Genomic DNA, 674 nt, shown 5'->3' with positions numbered 1-674 from the left:
TTTTTTATTTTTCTTTTTCCAAATTTGATAGAGGATTTTACTGTATTCTTGCACCCAACGATAAATCGTCGTATGAGAAACGTTAATGCCACGATCATATAAGATTTCTTGAACTTCACGATAGCTAAGGTTATAACGAAGATAGTAGCCCACGGCTACAATAATCACATCCTGCTGAAATTGCTTTCCTTTAAAATGATTCATCGTCATTCCTCCTGCTATCTTTCTCTATTATTCTACCTTATTTGATAGTAGATTTAAAACTTTGCAACAGAACCCTAAAATTTATTATTGAAAATACCGAAGGACCGAGTGTTAATATTAATTTATTTAAGTCAAAAGAATTAAGAAAAGAAGTATTTGGCCGCCTCAATATTAAAACTGAAAAAGATATGGATAATAGAATCAAAGCCCTTGTTGGAGCACTCAATACATTATCAGATAAAATACTCGAAATGAGAAATAGTCAAGGAGATGCTCATGCACATGGCTCAAATAGAATAGTAATTAAGGAAGAAGAAGCAATTCTTGTTGCAAATTCTTCTATGGTTTTGTGCGAGTATGTGTTTACTAAGTATAAAGGATTAAGTAGATAATAAAATGTATATTTTATAGTATACAATTCGAATTTTTATGTTATATACTATAATATAAAATCAATATATGATATAATT

Annotated in this window: 2 pseudogenes; one reads left to right on the top strand and one right to left on the bottom strand. The window is 29.4% G+C overall.

Annotation, left to right across the window (positions count from 1 at the left end):
• Positions 1–204 (bottom strand): annotated as a pseudogene (locus tag HMPREF9088_RS06575) (IS6 family transposase); the annotation flags it as partial.
• 59 nt (positions 205–263) lie between these two features.
• Between HMPREF9088_RS06575 and HMPREF9088_RS06570 the strand changes: the two are divergent.
• A pseudogene (locus HMPREF9088_RS06570) lies at positions 264–596 on the top strand (abortive infection family protein); the annotation flags it as partial.
• Positions 597–674 lie beyond the last annotated feature (78 nt).

Origin of the sequence: Enterococcus italicus DSM 15952, from assembly GCF_000185365.1 — a bacterium.
GTDB lineage: Bacteria > Bacillota > Bacilli > Lactobacillales > Enterococcaceae > Enterococcus_G > Enterococcus_G italicus.
The sequence above is the reverse complement of the archived record's forward strand: the minus strand, read 5'-3'. Positions and strand labels throughout refer to the sequence as shown.